18 protein-coding genes are annotated in these 16,730 nt (G+C 62.9%); 13 read left to right on the top strand and 5 right to left on the bottom strand.

The window, feature by feature from the left end; all coding sequences use genetic code 11:
• Positions 1–563: 563 nt before the first annotated feature.
• On the bottom strand, positions 564–896 hold the full coding sequence (locus ABIE35_RS09640) for a hypothetical protein (RefSeq protein WP_354514435.1): 333 nt from the start codon (positions 894–896) through the stop codon (positions 564–566).
• A 276-nt stretch (positions 897–1,172) separates the two neighbouring features.
• On the opposite strand from ABIE35_RS09640, the gene ABIE35_RS09635 reads away from it, so the two are divergent.
• The 3 genes from ABIE35_RS09635 (at position 1,173) to ABIE35_RS09625 (ending at position 3,818) form a co-directional block, all read left to right on the top strand.
• Positions 1,173–1,946, top strand: a complete 774-nt coding sequence (locus tag ABIE35_RS09635; protein WP_354514433.1) for a GAF and ANTAR domain-containing protein — start codon at positions 1,173–1,175, stop codon at positions 1,944–1,946.
• A 215-nt stretch (positions 1,947–2,161) separates the two neighbouring features.
• The gene (locus tag ABIE35_RS09630; RefSeq protein WP_354514431.1) at positions 2,162–2,617 is read left to right on the top strand and encodes a hypothetical protein; all 456 of its coding nucleotides are present in this window, start codon (positions 2,162–2,164) and stop codon (positions 2,615–2,617) included.
• A 37-nt stretch (positions 2,618–2,654) separates the two neighbouring features.
• Complete coding sequence (locus ABIE35_RS09625) at positions 2,655–3,818, top strand: glutamate--cysteine ligase 2 (protein WP_354514429.1); 1,164 nt, start codon at positions 2,655–2,657, stop codon at positions 3,816–3,818.
• 63 nt (positions 3,819–3,881) lie between these two features.
• Here ABIE35_RS09625 and ABIE35_RS09620 read toward each other — a convergent pair whose 3' ends face one another.
• Positions 3,882–4,283: a VOC family protein gene (locus tag ABIE35_RS09620; RefSeq protein WP_354514427.1), complete on the bottom strand. Its 402-nt coding sequence runs from the start codon at positions 4,281–4,283 to the stop codon at positions 3,882–3,884.
• 10 nt (positions 4,284–4,293) lie between these two features.
• Positions 4,294–4,761 carry a helix-turn-helix transcriptional regulator gene (locus ABIE35_RS09615; RefSeq protein ID WP_354514425.1) on the bottom strand — a complete coding sequence of 156 codons (468 nt, stop codon included), beginning with the start codon at positions 4,759–4,761 and terminating at the stop codon, positions 4,294–4,296.
• Positions 4,762–4,787: 26 nt separating this feature from the next.
• On the opposite strand from ABIE35_RS09615, the gene ABIE35_RS09610 reads away from it, so the two are divergent.
• From ABIE35_RS09610 to ABIE35_RS09595, 4 genes are all read left to right on the top strand, one after another.
• Positions 4,788–5,405, top strand: coding sequence for an alpha/beta hydrolase (locus ABIE35_RS09610; RefSeq protein WP_354514423.1), 618 nt, complete (start codon positions 4,788–4,790; stop codon positions 5,403–5,405).
• A gap of 190 nt (positions 5,406–5,595) precedes the next feature.
• Positions 5,596–5,949: a type 1 periplasmic-binding domain-containing protein gene (locus ABIE35_RS09605; protein ID WP_354514421.1), complete on the top strand. Its 354-nt coding sequence runs from the start codon at positions 5,596–5,598 to the stop codon at positions 5,947–5,949.
• An 81-nt stretch (positions 5,950–6,030) separates the two neighbouring features.
• A complete protein-coding gene (locus tag ABIE35_RS09600; protein WP_354514419.1) occupies positions 6,031–6,756 on the top strand; it encodes an HAD family hydrolase in 726 nt (241 codons plus the stop codon).
• Positions 6,757–6,786: 30 nt separating this feature from the next.
• Positions 6,787–9,141 (top strand): glycoside hydrolase family 65 protein, encoded by a 2,355-nt coding sequence (locus ABIE35_RS09595; RefSeq protein WP_354514417.1) that lies wholly within the window; start codon positions 6,787–6,789, stop codon positions 9,139–9,141.
• A 24-nt stretch (positions 9,142–9,165) separates the two neighbouring features.
• On the opposite strand, the gene ABIE35_RS09590 is transcribed toward ABIE35_RS09595, so the two are convergent.
• A complete protein-coding gene (locus ABIE35_RS09590; protein ID WP_354514415.1) occupies positions 9,166–10,749 on the bottom strand; it encodes a PucR family transcriptional regulator in 1,584 nt (527 codons plus the stop codon).
• A 194-nt stretch (positions 10,750–10,943) separates the two neighbouring features.
• On the opposite strand from ABIE35_RS09590, the gene ABIE35_RS09585 reads away from it, so the two are divergent.
• From ABIE35_RS09585 to ABIE35_RS09560, 6 genes are all read left to right on the top strand, one after another.
• Positions 10,944–12,245, top strand: a complete 1,302-nt coding sequence (locus ABIE35_RS09585; protein ID WP_354514413.1) for an alpha-hydroxy acid oxidase — start codon at positions 10,944–10,946, stop codon at positions 12,243–12,245.
• Positions 12,245–13,186 carry an ABC transporter substrate-binding protein gene (locus ABIE35_RS09580; RefSeq protein WP_354514411.1) on the top strand — a complete coding sequence of 314 codons (942 nt, stop codon included), beginning with the start codon at positions 12,245–12,247 and terminating at the stop codon, positions 13,184–13,186. Before ABIE35_RS09585 ends, ABIE35_RS09580 begins: the two co-directional genes overlap by 1 nt.
• 42 nt (positions 13,187–13,228) lie before the next feature.
• Positions 13,229–14,152 carry an amino acid ABC transporter permease gene (locus ABIE35_RS09575; protein WP_354514409.1) on the top strand — a complete coding sequence of 308 codons (924 nt, stop codon included), beginning with the start codon at positions 13,229–13,231 and terminating at the stop codon, positions 14,150–14,152.
• The gene (locus tag ABIE35_RS09570) at positions 14,152–14,916 is read left to right on the top strand and encodes an amino acid ABC transporter ATP-binding protein (RefSeq protein ID WP_354514683.1); all 765 of its coding nucleotides are present in this window, start codon (positions 14,152–14,154) and stop codon (positions 14,914–14,916) included. The genes ABIE35_RS09575 and ABIE35_RS09570 overlap by 1 nt, the downstream gene beginning before the upstream one ends.
• Before the next feature lie 40 nt (positions 14,917–14,956).
• Positions 14,957–15,337, top strand: a complete 381-nt coding sequence (locus ABIE35_RS09565) for a RidA family protein (RefSeq protein WP_354514407.1) — start codon at positions 14,957–14,959, stop codon at positions 15,335–15,337.
• Positions 15,338–15,555: 218 nt separating this feature from the next.
• On the top strand, positions 15,556–16,308 hold the full coding sequence (locus ABIE35_RS09560; RefSeq protein WP_354514405.1) for an RNA polymerase sigma factor: 753 nt from the start codon (positions 15,556–15,558) through the stop codon (positions 16,306–16,308).
• Here ABIE35_RS09560 and ABIE35_RS09555 read toward each other — a convergent pair.
• On the bottom strand, positions 16,279–16,686 hold the full coding sequence (locus ABIE35_RS09555; protein WP_354514403.1) for a hypothetical protein: 408 nt from the start codon (positions 16,684–16,686) through the stop codon (positions 16,279–16,281). The genes ABIE35_RS09560 and ABIE35_RS09555 overlap by 30 nt on opposite strands.
• Positions 16,687–16,730 lie beyond the last annotated feature (44 nt).

The following is a 16,730-nucleotide window of genomic DNA, read 5'->3' as shown; positions in this document are numbered from 1 at the left end:
TGTAGCGCGACATGCCCTCGTTCGGATCCTGACTGGGGGATTTTGCCAGGATCCGGTCTGTGGAAGTGGCCGGTTGTTGCCTGCCCGGTGTTCAGGGGTGACCAGTTCCCCGTTAAGTCAGGGGAATGGGTGGTTCCCCGCGCCCGGGCGGGGAAGGCACCGTGGGTCCCGGCGTGGGGTCAGGAACCGGCGGCGGTCCCGGCTCCGGTAAGGGAACGGGCTCGGGTGTAGGCCCTGGTTCACGGGTTGGATCCGGGCTGGGATCGCGGGTGGGGTCCGGATGTGAAGGGTCTGGTGGGAATCCGCTCATGGTCAGGAACTCCTTTGACGCGACGAATGGCGCGGTCTGAGGCTTTCCGGGACGGACGAGGGGTACCAGGCGGTGTCCCATCCGGAACTCCGGTAGTCGATGGGCAAATTATCTGGATCCGGTGGGTCGGGAAGCTTCCGCCTGCTGGCCGGCCTGAGCTGCGAGCCGGTTGTCGAAGGTTCTTTCCTCTGTGATTCTGTGTGCATGCTATCCCTCCCGGTAGCTCCAGAACTGGCGTTGCGGCTGCTGATCCTCACTCCGGGATCTCCATGCGGAAGCCGCAGTGGCATCCGAGGATGCGTGTGTTGATAAGGACCTCGTACATCTTCAACTGGCCGCCGGGTCTCAAGACCAAGGGGGTTTGGATCCGGCGAAGCTCGCAGCTCTTGGTCTTCATGGGCTCGCCGCAATGCAGATACTGGCCGCCGAACTGCAGCACCCCCTGGGAGACGCCTGGGCGGTTCAGTACCAGTGCAACCCTCTGGACGGACGCAACCTGTTGATACGCGTACCTGCAGGCGTGGCACTCGTAGGCGACGTCAACCATGTTGGGCGCGGGTGGATAGTGCGATTGGATGGAGTTCACCAGTAGATGCTTGTCTGTGTTGCAGCGCTTGCACCAAAGGGGCTCGTCAGGCGGTTGATGGGCTTCGTCCGGGATTCTGGACGCTGGCTGGGCCGGCATGGTCTGCACCTCTGCATGGAAAAATGCGGGACGCCCGTCTGCATGAGCTGGGAAAGCCTGGTCCTCTCGAGGGGACTGTAGCTAGATTGTGCACATAGCTGCACCGTAGATGCAAGGATTCTGCCACCATTCCTGACAGGGGTGACAAGCCCGGCCCGCACGATCGTAAACTAAGGCATGAGCGAAATGAACGTTGACTTGGTGCTGCCTGATGCCGCCTCAGCGCCTCAAGACGATTCGGTAACTGACCGTCTCCAAGACCTTGTTATCGACAGCGAGGATGTGGCCGGATTCCTGGGAGAGCTAGCGGTCTTTTCGGCATCGGCTGTGTCCCAGGCCGTTGGCATGCCTGTGCACTGCGGCATCACCCTTAGCCGGCGACGCCGTACGGCAACGGTGGCCGGGAGTACTCCCGAAGCAAGGTTGATCGACGAAATTCAGCAGGCTTACGGAGATGGGCCGTGTCTGGAAGCGATGCGAAGCCGTGCCACTGTGCATGTTCCCGACACTTCAACCGAAGAACGCTGGAAAGAGTACTGCTCGGTCATTGCGGAGCGCGGGCACTTGGCGGCTCTCTGCGTTCCCTTGGAGTTGGACGAAGGAGCCACTGCTGCACTGAACTTCTTCGCTCCCCATGCCGGCGTCTACGACGAAGCCACCATCCGAAACTGTGAACTGTATGCAAGCCAGGCCGAACGCTCGCTGCGGTTGGCCGTGCGCATAGGGGTAAAGCAGCAGCACGCTGACGATCTCCAGGATGCCATGCAATCCAGGACAGTCATTGACCTTGCCAGCGGGATCATCATGGGGCAGAACCGCTGCACCCAGGAAGAGGCGTTCCAGATTCTGAAGAAGGCCTCCAGTACCCGGAACCTGAAGCTGCGGGAGGTCGCAGAGTCACTGGTCAAGAGTGTGGCCAAGCAGGCTCCCGTAGCCCATTTCGAGCCCTGAGCCAGGCAGGCGGACTCCCGGCCGGAAGCGCGTGACTTGTGACGCGCACCACTGGTGAACTACATTTTAGGTGGGTTAAGCAGATAGCCCTTGGAACCCCATGTCACCTGGTGCCATCACGGATGGTCCAAGAACTGCACTCTTAGCCGTGGCCGCTTTCGGCCGGCTCTCCGTGCACGCATGCGGGCTCCTTGGAGAAGTAAAGGAGAATGGCAATGACGCTTGGATCCCTGCCCGTCCCGAAGCCTGCCAGAGGGACGGATCCCGCAACCGGTGAGACCGGACCGCGGCCCTGGTGCACAGTATGCGGCACTGATTCGTACATTTTTGTTGAAACCGTGGTTGAAGCCCAGCCGAATCAGTCCGAAGTAGTAGAAGTCAGCTACACCTGCAGCGAGTGCGATACGTTCTACGCCCACGCTGTCCGGCTGGAGGCCTTGGTGCCTGAGATCCAACGCGAATTTCTCTCCACTTCCGCAGCGGGACTCTGGTTCAGCTGCACCCATTGCGGCGATCCCATGACCCTGGGACGTCCCACCGAGCGGGTGATTGAGTCGCCTCGGACCACTGATGATCCGGACGGCCCCAGCCTCCTGGAGGTCTACTTGCAGACGCAGGTGCTGCATTGCCGTTGCGGTTTCCAAATGGAGGTTCCACGCCACGTTGGATGACCGCCGTCTCTGAACAACCAACAGCGGGAGGGTGGCTATGCGCACGTTTGGTGTTGAAGAGGAACTGTTGATCGCGGATCCCGCGGACGGCACGCCTTTGGCGTTGGCCGAAGACATCCTGGACGTTGCGGCTCCCCTCTACGGTGAACGAACCGGAGAAACAACCGGCGGGGAGACCGGCGCCGGGAGCGCGACGTTGAAGTCGGAGTTCAAGCAGGAGCAAGTGGAGGTCAACTCGCGTCCTTGCCGGACTGCGGCCGAACTCAGGGCCGAGATCCGTGCCGGGCGGGCGTTGTCTGACAAAGCCGCGCAGGCCGTGGGTGCGCGCGTCGCGGCGTTGGCCACCCCGCCGGTCTTCCACGCCACACCTACTCTGGGCAACCAGCGGTACGCGGCGATGGGGACGGAATTTGGCTTGATTTCGCGTGAGCAGCTCACCTGCGGTTTCCATGTCCACGTGTCCATCGAATCACCGGAAGAAGGGGTCGCCGTCCTTGACCGGATGCGCCACTGGTTGCCGGTCCTCCTGGCCTTGAGTGCCAATTCTCCGTTCTGGATGGGAGCCGACACCGGCTTTGCCAGCTACCGCACCCAGATCTGGAACAGGTGGCCCACAGCCGGCCCCATGGACGTTTTCGGTTCAGCGGAGGGCTACCAAGCGATACTCTCCGAGCTGTTGGGGACGGGCGTTCCGTTGGATGAGGGCATGATCTACTTCGATGCCCGCCTCTCCAGGGGGCACCCCACCGTTGAACTGCGGATCGCCGATGTCTGCCTGTACGCCGACGACGCCCTCGTCATTGCCGTCATTGCCCGTGCCCTGGTGGAGACATCGGCGGCTGAGTGGCGGCAGGGAAAACCGGCGTCGAGCACGTTGACGCCAGTCATCCGCATGGCGAACTGGAAGGCCAGCCGTTTTGGCACCAACCAGCAGTTGTTGCACCCGCTGGAGCAGCGGCCCTATCCCGCCGCGGACGTTGCGGGTGCCCTGCTCCGGCACGTTCGTGGGGCCCTGACAAGGGCTGGCGACCTCGCGCTCGCACGAACAGGCGTGGCCAACATCCTCCGCCGGGGCACCGGCGAGCGGCTTCAACGCCAGGCGTACAGCCAGCGGCGCCGGTTGGCCGACGTCGTTTCCGCCGCCATCGCGTCAACGCACCAGGATGGCGAAAGGTCCGACGCCGGACTGCTGAGTCTGTGACAATCGGCCCGCTGGGTCTGTGGCCACCGGGCTGGAAGGCCGCCGCCAGCCGGGAAGCCTCCGTCAGCCCTGATTGATACGGATCATGTTGCCGGAGGGATCCCGGAATGCGCAGTCGCGCGGACCCCACGGCTGGTCGATCGGTTCCTGGAGTACCTCCGCTCCGGACGCGCGCAGTTTCTCGAACGTGCCGTCCAGATCATCCGTGGTGAACACCAGCATGGGCATGACGCCCTTGGTCAGCAGTTCCTGGATGGCATCGCCGTCGGCCTGTGAGCGCCCGGCGTGGGGCGGGGAAAGGACCAGTTCAAGGTCGGGCTGGGCATCGCTGCCGATGGTGACCCAGCGCTGGCCGTCCGAGCCGACGTCGTTCCGAACCTCAAAGCCCAGGGCATTCCGGTAGAAGGCGAGCGATTCATCGACATCGTTGACGGTTACGTGTGCGTACTTCAATGAAATGTTCATGAACCACACGCTATTGCAGCTGTGTCGTGGGCGCTTCTTCAATCCTGCTCAGTGTTGCAGGAGCGGGAGTCCTGCTTTTGCCGGTTCTTTCAGGGCGGGTGTGTTGCTTCGCGATGCAGTTGGGCATGGCCTTGACCGCGTGGTGTTCGCGGGAGCGGTATTCGCTGGGGTTGATGCCTACGATTTCCGTGAAACGCGTGCTGAAGGATCCCAGCGACGTACAGCCCACTTCCATGCAGGCGTCCGTGACGCTGGTCCCCGCACGGAGCAAGGCCATGGCCCGCTCGATCCGCCGGGTCATGAGGTAGTTGTAGGGCGATTCTCCGTAGGCGGCCTTGAACTGACGGGAGAAATGAGCGGGGGACATCAGGGCGCCGGCGGCCATGGTGGGCACATCCAACGGACGCGCATACTCGCGGTCAATGAAGTCGCGGGCGCGCCGCAGATGGGCCAGGTTGGCCAGTTCCTGCGGAGTCATGGCGCCAGTCTACTAGGCTCATGCCCATGGATTCAGTGGTGTGGTCAAAGCCCGAAAACCAGCGCGAGGGCACCCCGTTGCTGGTGATGATGCACGGGTATGGGACCAGCGAACAGCGCATGGTGGACCTTTTTCCGCATCTCCCGGGCGAGTTCACATGCGCTGCGCTTCGCGGTCCCAAGGTGATCGGCGACCATTACGGTTGGTTCCTGCTGGACTACTTCCTGACCAACGACTTTGCTGATGTCATCGCGTCCACCAACTCGGTGTTCAACTGGATCAACTCCGTCAAGGACAACCACAGCAGCGTCAGCCTGCTGGGTTATTCGCAGGGCATGGCCATGGCCAGCACGCTCCTGCGCTTGCGGCCCCACGCCTTCAAAGCCACGGTGGGCCTGTCCGGTTTTGTGCTGGACAATGACCTCCTTGCCTTGAGCGAGTCCTTCGATACCCCGCCGCCGTTCTTCTGGGGCAGGGACAAGGCCGATCCCGTGATCAATGAGGACGCCATTGCCCACACTGCCGAGTGGCTGGAAGCCAACGTGGCCCTGACGGCACGGACCTATCCGGGCATGGGCCACAGGATCGAGCCGCCAGAGCTGGTAGATGTCAGCGCCTTCTTGAAGTTCTACGTGCTGGGGTAGAGCTCTGGGTTGGAGCCCGGATTAGAAGGCATCAGGGCTCCGGAATCAATACCATGGTGCGATTCGCGTCACAATTTCGGATTCGACTGCACTCTATTGAATGACCAAATTGTAAGCGCTTACACTTTTGGCTGATGACCCGGTTCGGGTCCCGTGAAGGCGTCAGGCGAGCAGGGAAGGGGTTGAGGCTGTGGTGCATGGCAAGGCCCCGACTGCCTCAGCCTGGTTGTTCGCCCAGGAGGCCTCCGGGTTGGCTACAGCCAGCGCGGGCATGGTAAATGTTCCGTGGGACAATGTAGGTATCGATGACGAACACGCAGCCTGGCAGGCACCCCAACACCTGCTGGGGCTGGGCCATGGGGCCTTGGCCGTTCACTTGAGCTGTGAACACCCCGTTGTGACTGAGCGGACAAGGACGGGATTCATCGCCCGCGGCGCGGAGCCCACAGCGGCGTTTACCCATGGTGATGAATCCGCGTCCGATGCGTTGACGGCGTTCCGGGAACGCGGTTTATCCGCCCAGGAACGTGCCAGTGAAAACTGAAAACCCCTCCAACCACCTGCTCGATACCAAGCTCATCGAACGCAAAACCACGCGCCGCAAGCGCTGAACGGAATACTGCACATGACTGATCTTCGTAATGCCTGGACGGGCGCTTCGGCCCTGTTGTTCGACCTCGACGGCGTGCTGACGCCTACTGCCGTAGTGCACGAGCAGGCGTGGCAGGAATTGTTCGACGGTTACCTGGCCCAAACGGGACACCCGCAGGGGTACCAGGAGAGCGATTACTTCGACCACATTGACGGCAAGCCGCGCTTCGACGGTGTCCGGGATTTCCTGGCATCCCGCGGCATCACTTTGCCCGAAGGCCCGGTCCATGACCACCCGGACAACGTCACCGTGCAGGGCCTGGGTAACCGCAAGAATGCCATCTTCAACGAGATCGTGAACTCCCGCGGCGTTGAGCCGTTTGAAGGCTCAGTCAAATTCATCAACGCCGCGGTGGAACTGGGTCTCAAGGTGGCTGTCGTGTCCTCCTCACGCAACGCCCCTGCAGTCCTGAAGGCCGCCGGCCTGGACCACCACTTCGAGGTGGTGGTGGACGGGCAGGTAGCTGCCGGCGTCGGGCTTCCCGGCAAGCCTGACCCTGCCACCTACGTCTATGGCGCAGGCCTGCTGGGCGTCCCTGTGGAGGAATGCATCGTGGTGGAGGATGCGGTGTCCGGGGTGCAGGCCGGCGCAGGTGCCAACTTTTACGCCGTGATCGGCGTGGACCGCGGGGCGGGCCGCCAAACCCTGCTCGACGCCGGTGCCACGTTGGTGGTGGACGACCTCAACGATCTTCTCTGACCCTACTTTTTCGAAGGATTTCAACCGCCCATGGCACTCATCAGCTCCGATCGGCTGCGCTTCCCCTGTGAGCCCTGGAAGCTCGTGGAGAATATCCACGTCCCCGGTGACGAGGGAACGCTGGAAACGCTGTTCGCACTTGGCAACGGCCACCTTGGTATCCGCGGCTCGCATTCAACACCGGGCGACGGCGAACTTCCCGGCACGTTCATCAACGGGTTCCACGAGATCTGGGACATCAAGCACGCCGAGAATGCCTACGGTTTCGCCAGGACTGGCCAACGGATTGTGTATGTCCCGGATGCCAACAACTTCACGGTGTCCATCGATGGCGAGGCCCTGAGCCTGGCTGAGTCCACGGTGACTGACTACAGCCGCAGCGTGGACTTTTCCACCGGCGTCTATGAAGAGAGCATCACGTGGGCCTGCCGTTCGGGTGCGATCGTCACCACGGTGGAGCGGCGGGCGGTGGGGTTCGATTCGCGCGGATGCCTTGGCCTGGAACTGTCCCTGACAGCTGACCGGGACGTGTCCGCGGACATCACTTCCGGCGTCGTGAACCGTCAGGACCAGCCTGTGGAGGACCAGTCGGCCCACGATCCGCGCCGTTCGGGCCGGCACGCCGGCCGTGTCCTGCTGCCGTTGCACCTGCAGGGTACTGACGGTTCCCTGCGCCTTGCCTGGGAGACGGCCGAATCGCGCCAGCGCGTGGCCATGGCCGTGGATCACTGGATCTCCGCAGAAGGCCAGCCATTCGAGACGTTGGTAGGCGAGGACGACTCATCCGTCCGCTACGTTCTGGCAATTCACGACGGCGACACATTCCGTTTGGAGAAAACGGTCAGTTACCTGGTGGCAGGCTCCACGGACGCCGAAGACCGCGGAGAAAGCCTGGCAGCGGAAGCCGAAGCGAAGCTGGTGCCGTTCGCCGACGTCCTGGCCCAGAGCAAAGCGCACTACGACGAATACTGGACCACGGCCGACATCCTGATTGGTGGCCAGCCGGAGATGCAGCAGGCGGTCCGGTGGGGACTGTTCCAGCTGGCGCAGGCCACCGCGCGGGCTGGTGTTGCCGGCATCCCCGCGAAGGGGGTGAGCGGTTCGGGCTATGAGGGCCACTACTTCTGGGACCAGGAAATCTACCTCCTGCCGTACCTGACGTACACCAATCCTTGCGGTGCCCGAAAGGTCCTGGAATCGCGGCACGCGATGCTGCCCGACGCTCGGGTGCGGGCCAAGGAACTCAGCGTGGACGGTGCACTGTTCCCGTGGCGGACCATCAACGGGCTTGAAGCCAGCGCCTACTACGCCGCCGGTACGGCCCAGTTCCATATTGCCGCGGCCATCGCGTTCGCCTCCAACCGGTATGAATGGGCCACCGCAGATCCCACCTTCCGTGCGGAACTGGGTGCCGACCTGCTGATCGAGACAGCACGCATGTGGGCGTCGCTGGGCTTCTTCGGCAAGGACGGCATGTTCCACATCCACGGCGTCACCGGCCCGGATGAGTACACAGCCGTGGTCAATGACAACCTGTACACCAACGTCATGGCGCGCTTTAACCTTCGTGCAGCCGCGGCGTTGGAGCACGAGGGCATTGCCGGCACGGAGCGTTTGGTGTGGCGTCAGGCAGCCGAGCGGATGTTCCTTCCGTACGATCCACACCTGCAGCTCCACAGCCAGGACAACGACTTCATGACCTTGGAGCCGTGGGACTGGAACACACCCAAGTCCAAGTACCCGCTGCTGCTGAACTTCCACCCGTTGGTAATCTACAGGCACCAGGTCCTCAAGCAGGCCGATACCGTGCTGGCGATGTTCCTCCAATGGCAGGACTTCTCGGCCGAGGAAAAGCAACGCGCTTTCGACTTCTACGATCCCATCACCACAGGCGATTCCACCTTGTCCGCCTGCGTGCAGGGCATCATGGCCGCCGAGGTGGGGTACGGTGACGTCGCGCTCCAGCACTTCACCGAGGCGCTGTTCATCGACCTCGACAACTCGCATGGCAACACGATCGACGGCGTCCACATCGCCTCCACCGGAGGGATCTGGAGCTCCTTGGTCTGCGGCTTCGCCGGCATGCGGGACCAGGGTGAGGTGCTGCGCTTCGATCCACGCCTGCCTGTGGAGTGGGAAGGGCTGTCCTTCCGTCTCAAGGTCCAGGGACGCCTGCTGGCAGTGGAACTGGCGCAGGGTTCCATCGAGCTCACACTCATCCCGGGGCCGGACTACAGCGACGAACCGCTGCACGTGAACGTGCGGGAGCAGGTGGTCTCCGTCGGTGCGGATACCGTCGTGGTTCCGCTGGAAACGGTGCCGGTGCCACCGCCGTCGATCTTCCCCAGCGTCTTCCCGACGGCGGGACTTCCGATCATCCGGTAGCCACCATCTGCATCGGTGCCGCGGCTACTTGGAAGCAAGGTCCATGGTGGTCAGGCGCAGCCACAACCACAGCCGTTTCTGCGGATCTGCCAGGTCCAGGTTGAAGTCCTCGGCCAGGCGGGTCACGCGGTAGCGGACTGTGTTGTTGTGGACATGGAGTTGGGCGGCCATGGCCGAGATATTTCCGTTGCTCGTAAGGTAGGCGCGGAGGGTGTCCAGGTAATCCGTTTGCTGCTCGGCGTCCCGGGCTTGGATCCCGGCGATTTCGTCTGTTCCACCCAGTCCGTTCTCCTCAATGAATGCTCCGATTTTCAGCAGGTTCAACGGGATCTGGAAGTCCTCATAGAGGGCCACTCCAGGTACCTTCCCGGCGCCGGCCGCCTTTCCGCCGCGCGCCTGCAGGTTCAGCAGGTGGTTCAAGGTCTGGACGGCCTCGGACCGGGACCGGGGAAGGTCCTCGATTCCCTGGGCTATGCCCCCTACGGTAGCGATGACCGGGAACGGGCTGATGGTGTGTGAGTACGCCTCAATCTCCTGGATGATCCGCCCATGCAGGGTCCGGGGCGAGTTCCCCTTGCAGGGCAGGAGTGCGTAGACCACCGAGCCGAGCAGGGCGCTGTGCCCGGTGCCGAACTGTACGTTGCAGACCGTGGTCACCAAGTGCAGCAGCCGGTGGACGTCGCGCACTGATTCCAGGCTTCCAGTCTCCGGACGGACGATCGAGAAGGCGGCCACTGCCAAGCCGTTGGCGGTATCAAGGCCCAGTTGGGCGGCGGCGAACGAGGCATGCGGCGCGTCGTCCATGAGCGTCCGGATGAGGTCCGCATTGCGGCGCTCCCCGAAGTCCGAGGCGGAGCGGGCATGCAGCATGTGCAAACCGGCCAGCGGCGCCATCCGGTCCAGTGCATTCAGAGCCGCAGTCCGGTTTTCCTCGCCGGGATCGATGATCCAGATGGAACCGAGCAGCTCGCCGCCGGCCCGGACGGCCAGCGCCAGGCGGGCCATGCCGTCGTCGGGTGCTGGCACCAGCACCGCTCCCGGGGCGGCGTAGACGATCTTGAAATCCTGGTCGAAAGCCGGCGGTGTGGTTTCCTCCAGGGTGAGCGTGGTGATGCGCCGGAGCTCATCGATGGGCTGGCCAGGCAAGGTGGAATAGCCAAGGATCCGGCCAAGCGGATCCACGATGCTCGCGGCGCCGTTGGTGATGGAGGCCGCTGCGTTGGCAAAAGCGTAAAGGTCTCCCAGGCGAACCCCGGCCACCGAGTCTGCCGCTGCTCCCATGACTGAGGCCCTGGCCAGTGCCACCAGCCTTGTCCAGTCGGCGTCGTCCGGCGCCACCAGTACGGACATGTTGTATCCCACCGCTGCCGAACGCAACTGCTCCATCTTTGCGCCATGCGCTTTCACGATCACCGCGGCGGCGTTGCTGTTGGCTGCCCTGTGGAGGAGTTGATCGAAATCCGGTGAGCCGTAGGTGCATCCGACGGCAAGGATGATGCGGTCATCCACGCTGGACCAGTGGTCCAGGGGGTCGTACATCAACACGTCCGAGACAGGGTGTCCCAGGTTTTCCGGCGTGGGGTTGGCATGCACCAAGTCCGCTTGCATCAGGTGGATGCAATCGGATAACCGAACTGCAGATTGCTGGATTCCTGGTTGCTGGCCCGTCTCCATGTGTGGACGATATCACAAGGTCGATCAGCATCTTATAGAGGAATTCACATATAGTGCGGGAGAGATCTGCGTCACTATTGGGAAAGGAGCTGGGCGGGTAACCCAGCAGGAACGCAGAGGACCAACCCATGAAACTCAAGGACATCAAGGCGCTCGCCTCGGTGCAGGGACCAGCCCGATCCGTCGCGGAACGACTGTCCCGGAAGTGCTACAGCGTGGAAGACATCCGCAAGCTGGCAGCCAGGCGCCTGCCCAAGAGCATCTTCGAGTACATCGAAGGTGGAGGCGAGGACGAGGTCTCACTGCGCCGCAACCTGTCATCGTTCGACGACTGGTCCTTCCTCCCAAAGTGGGGATCGGTGGAGAACTTCGACCTCAGTTCAGCCCTCTTGGGCGGACCCGCTTCCATGCCGGTGACCCTCTCTCCCACAGGCGGTACCCGGCTGTTCCACCCGGACGGAGAGTCCGCGGTGGCCCGGGCGGCGCTTGCTGAAGGAATTCCCTACGGACTGGCCCACCTCAGCACCACCACCATGGAAGATGTCAGCGCTGCGGCGCCGGGACTCCGCCGGTGGTTCAATCTGGAACCCACCCCGGACAAGGGACTGCTGCAAGCCGTCCTGGACCGCGTGTCCAATGCCGGTTACGAAGCTCTGCTGGTCAACGTTGATTGCCGGGCCATCGGCCACCGCGAGCGCGACTACCGCAACGGGTTCACCGCACCCCCGTCCATCAAGCCGAAGACGGTGGTGGAGGGCATGTTGCACCCCGCCTGGGCCCTGGGATTCCTGGCTAACGACGCCATTGCTTTCCCCAACCTGGATGCCGACGTTCCGGAAGGGCCGCTGGCCAGTTCCCCTGACATGTGGCGCACGCTGCTGGCCGGTTCCTACGAACCCACAGACTGGGATGACATCCAGGATCTGCGGGAGCGCTGGAACGGGCCGATCATCCTCAAGGGCGTCGTCAACCCGAACGATGTGGCGCTGGCCGTTGCGCTGGGAATCGACGCCATCCAGGTCAGCAACCACGGAGGACGTCAGCTGGACCATATGGCCGCTCCCCTGGATGTCCTTCCGGACATTGTGGACAGGGCCGCCGGCCAGTTGGAAATCATTGTCGACGGCGGCATCCGCCGCGGTTCCGATGTGGTCAAGGCGCTGGCGCTGGGTGCGGATGCCTGCTCCATTGGCCGCCCCTACCTCTACGGACTGGCCGCAGCCGGCGAAGCCGGTGTGGCGCACGTCCTGAAAATGTTCCGATCCGAAATGACCCGCACCATGATGCTCCTCGGAGTGTCAACCATCGAAGAACTGCGGACGGAAGGCCGGGCCTTGATCCGGCACCGCAACGAAGCCTTCGCCCGCACCCAACCCACCCGTATCCCCAAGACCGCCCCAACGGGCCTTGCGCAGATGAGGACTCCCTAATGAACAATTTCTCAGCCACTCACCGAACCAAACGTGCCTTACCTGCCGTCGTCCTGACGGCAGCGCTCATGCTGGCGGTAACGGCTTGCAACCCCACCGGCAACGCATCGACGTCGGGCCCGTCCGGCGGTTCCGCAGCAGGAGGCACGGGCGTGCCCGCGCTGGAAGTAAACCAGGCCGCCGTCGAGCTTCTGCCGGAGTCCATCAAGGCGTCCAAGGTGCTGCGCGTGGCCATCCCCACCAACGAGCAGCCGACGCAGTTCTACCGTGAAGGCACGCAGGAAATGACCGGAACCAACCCGGACGTGGCCCGCCTCATCGGCGAGGCACTGGGTGTCAAAGTGGACATCCAGGTGGCCAACTTCGACTCCATCATTCCCGGCCTGGCGGCCAACCGTTACGACATGACCGTGTCCTCCATGACCCCCACAAAGAAGCGTATGGAAGTCCTGGACTTTGTTGACTACATGCAGATTGGCAACGCGATCGCGGTACCCAAGGGCAACCCGGCAGGCATCAAGGATGAAACCGCGCTCTGCGGCAAGAAGGTAGGGCTGCTCACTGGCTCTTACCAGCTGACCGTGAACGTTCCTGATTACGATGCCGCCTGTGCTGCCGCCGGCAAGGACGCCATCCAGAAGAGCGAATTCCAGGACACCCGGCAGGCGATCTCCGCGCTGACCAGCGGACGCCTGGACACGGTGCTGGCCGATTCTCCCATCTTGAACTTCGCTGCCACCCAAAACCCGCAGATCGAGATTGCGCGGACGTACGAGTTCGCTCCCGTGGGGGTGGGCGTGCCCAAGGAATCCGGCCTGGTGAAATCCGTCTCCGCCGCCCTGGACGCCGTGATCAAGAGTGAGTCCTACACCAAGGTCCTCGGGAAGTACGGGCTGGAGACCAGTGCCATCACCGAAGCCCGCGTCAACTTCGCCCAGTAAGAATTCGCTCAGTAAGAATTCGCCCAGCAAAAGGTGACAACCATGCAAAAGCAACCTTCAGTTCCCGACACCAAGGAGCCGGTTACCGCGGCTTCCAGTGATTCGATTCCCGTGGTGCCGCTGAAGCATCCGGTCCGTTTGGTCCTGGCAGTGGTCCTCATCCTGGTGGCACTCAGTGCCGCGTGGGATGTGGCCGTGAACGAACGGTACCGGTGGGACGTGGTGGTGTCCTACCTGTTCGCTCCGCAGATTCTGGCCGGCGCCGGGCTGACCATCCTGCTGACGGTGGTGTCCATGACCGTGGGTATAGCCCTGGGTACGCTGCTCGCCATCATGAGGCTCTCCGACAACCCCATCCTGAGCACCATCAGCCGTGGCTACATCTGGTTCTTCCGGGGCACACCCCTGCTGGTCCAGTTGATCTTTTGGTACAACATTGCTGCCCTGTACCCGGTCATTGCCTTCGGGCTTCCGTTCGGTGGACCGTCCATGGTGCTGGGCTCCGCGAACGTCCTGATTTCCCCACTGGGTGCAGCCCTGCTGGGGTTGTCCCTGAACGAGGCCGCTTACATGGCGGAGATCATCCGCGGCGGCATCGGTTCCGTGGACAAGGGCCAGTACGACGCCGCCCGCGCTTTGGGTATGAGCGGCGGGAAGCTCATGAACCGGGTGATCCTGCCCCAGGCCATGCGCGTGGTGCTGCCGCCCACCGGCAACCAGGTCATCTCCATGCTGAAGGGCACGTCCCTGGTGAGCGTCCTGGCGATCTCGGACCTGCTCTACTCGGCGCAGATCATCTATGCGAACAACTACCAAACCATTCCGCTGCTGATTGTTGCCAGTGTCTGGTACCTGCTCATGACCACCGTCCTGAGCTTCTTCCAAAACAAACTCGAACGCAGGTACGGCCGCGGTTTCGACTCATCACCGCGACGGACCCGCACGCCCAAGACAAGGACAGCATGATGACTACCGCCATGGTGGAAGCCCGGGGCGTCCGGAAGAACTTCGGCGTTATCGAAATCCTGAAAGGCATTGACCTCAGGGTTGAAAAAGGATCCGTGACCTGCCTGATTGGCCCGTCCGGTTCCGGCAAGACCACGTTCCTGCGGTGCATCAACCACCTTGAAAAAGTTGATGCCGGCAGGCTGTATGTCGACGAGCAGCTGGTGGGGTACACCGAGCGCAACGGGAAGCTCTACGAGATGAAGGAACGCCAAACCGCCCGCTCACGGCTCAACGCGGGCATGGTGTTCCAGCGCTTCAACCTCTTCCCGCATATGACCGTGCTGGAGAACATCATCGAAGCGCCTGTGCACGTTCTTGGGCGGCCCCGCCGAGAGGTGGTGGTGGAAGCGCAAGCCCTGTTGGACCGTGTTGGCCTGGGCAACCGCGGACACTCCTATCCGCAGGAGCTCTCCGGCGGACAGCAGCAGCGCATCGCGATTGCCAGGGCGCTGGCAATGAAGCCCAAACTGATGCTCTTCGACGAGCCCACATCCGCGCTTGACCCCGAACTGGTGGGCGAAGTCCTCGACGTCATGAAATCCCTGGCCGAGGCCGGGATGACCATGGTGGTGGTCACGCACGAGCTTGGTTTCGCCCGACAGGTAGCCGATCAAGTGGTGTTCATGGACGGGGGCGTGGTGGTGGAAAGCGGACCGCCCGAGCAAGTGTTGGGCAGCCCCCGGCATGAACGCACCAAGGCATTCCTCTCCAAAGTCTTGTAAGCAGCAGCGTTACTTCAGCATCACGAAAGGCATCACCATCATGACCCGTCTCCAAGTCGCAACAGACCTGGCACCAAGCCCGGCCGGCCCTTACTCCCAGGCAATTGTGGCCAACGGGTTCCTGTACACCGCCGGTCAGACGCCACATGATCCCATGACGGACGAGCGCGTGGGGATCACCATCGAGGAACAGACCATCCAGGCCATGGAGAACCTGGGCCACGTTTTGGGCGCGCACGGCCTGGACTTCTCCCACGTGGTCAAGGCCACCGTCCACCTGCACCACCCGCGTCGCGACTTTGACGGCTTCAATGCCATCTACGAAAAGTACGTCACAGCCCCCTACCCGGCGCGGACCACCGTTGGTTCATTCCTGGGCGACTTCCTGGTGGAGATCGACGTCGTGGCGGCCATCCCGTAACAACCGCCCCCGCAGGAGCGTCCCAAGACCTTCCTCGCGGCCCCGTCCGATACCTGTCAGCGCATCGGGCGGGGCCTTCCTTGACTGCGCCCACAACACGGCCGCATCACGTCAATCCCGGCAGCTCCGTCCGGGCTTGTCCATCCCTTGAAAGGCCCGCTATGTCAGTCCAAACAATGCCCTGCCCAAACCGCGGTGACCCCGCTAGCACGGAACCAGTGAGCGACCAACAGCTGCTGGCTATGGTGAGGGGAGGTGATGTTGCCGCCTTTGGTGAACTGTTCATGCGGTACCGGCGGGTGGGCGGCTTCGTGGCCCGCGCGGAATCAGACAACCCAAGTGACGCCGCGGACATAGTGGGTGAAGCGTTCGCCGCCGTCTTCCAAGCGGTCATCGAGGGCAAGGGTCCTGTGGAGTCATTCCGGCCCTACCTCCTGACCACCATCCGTAGGATGGCCCACCGAAAGAACCGGAAGTCCGCCCGGCTGGTCCTCACTGACTCCAGCACGGTGGATGCCTTGGCCTTAGCCGATGACGATCACGTCCTGGCGACCCACGAGACCATCATTTTGGGGCACGCCTTCCGTGAACTTCCCCCGCGGTGGCAGGACGTGCTCTGGTATGTCGACGTTGAGGGCCTCAAGCCGGCACAAGCCGGCCCGTTGCTGGGGCTGACCCCGAACGCCCTGTCCGCGTTGGCCATGCGTGCACGCGAGGGGCTCCGGCAAATGTACCTGCAGAAGCATGTGGGCGAGCCCACCATCCAGTCCTGCGCTCACTATCTGCGGGATTTCGGCAGGTACGTCCGCAACGGTTTGAGCGGAAATGCGCAGGCCAGAATAAAGCAGCACACGGATCAATGCCACCATTGTTCAGCCGTCCTGGCGGAACTCCGGGAGCTTCAGGCTTCCATGGGCGCCAACACCAAAGGCCAGCCAGCCTCAGGCGGCGTCCTTGTCCGGGGCGGCTGATGTCTGTCCTGCCACTCCTCTGTCTCCGCCCGGTGTCGTTCCGGACGCCTGGTTCCCCGCTAGACGTCGACGCTCCAACTCGCAGTTGATGAGCTCCAGCAGCGCCTGCGCTGGTTCGGACAAGTGATGCGTGTCCGGTGACCCGAGTTGGTCGCAATGGACCAGCACGTGGCGGATTCGTTCCAGCTCCCGTGACGGCACCAATGGCCAGCGGTGGAACAACTGCCGAACGGCTATTGCTCCGAGGAGGGCGTCGGGTTTGTTGGCCACGCCATGGTTGCCGTGGGTGGCAGCTGCCCTGCGTCTGGCAATGCTGGCTGCGGAGAGCACCACGCCGTGGGCCATGAGATTCTCGGCCTTGAGCGAATTCGGGGCCATGGGGCACCTCCCCGGGGTAGGGCGAAGGAAGCCGGCTGCGTGAC

This window comes from Paenarthrobacter sp. 4246 (assembly GCF_040546855.1).
Taxonomy (GTDB): domain Bacteria; phylum Actinomycetota; class Actinomycetes; order Actinomycetales; family Micrococcaceae; genus Arthrobacter.
The sequence above is the reverse complement of the archived record's forward strand: the minus strand, read 5'-3'. Positions and strand labels throughout refer to the sequence as shown.